The sequence below is a fragment of the Nocardioides oceani genome, assembly GCF_030412965.1.
Classification (GTDB): Bacteria; Actinomycetota; Actinomycetes; order Propionibacteriales; family Nocardioidaceae; genus Nocardioides; species Nocardioides oceani.
The window spans coordinates 1-212 of record NZ_JAUHJQ010000307.1; the positions used below are offsets into that span (position 1 = coordinate 1).

Annotated in this window: 1 protein-coding gene; it reads left to right on the forward strand. The window is 75.0% G+C overall.

Annotated elements, in window-relative coordinates:
- A partial coding sequence (locus QWY28_RS24175) for a histidinol dehydrogenase (protein WP_300955430.1) occupies positions 1-212 on the forward strand: 212 nt, incomplete at both ends.

Sequence of the window (212 nt, forward strand, 5' to 3'; positions counted from 1 at the left end):
CAAGGTGCCGATCCGCCGCGTGGGCCTCTACGTGCCCGGCGGGCTCGCGCCCCTCGTCTCGAGCGTCCTGATGAACGTCGTGCCCGCCCAGGTCGCCGGCGTCGAGTCGATCGCGCGCGCCTCCCCGCCGCAGAAGGACCACGGCGGCGAGGTGCACCCCACGATCCTCGCGGCGTGCGCGCTGCTCGGCGTCGACGAGGTGTACGCCGTCG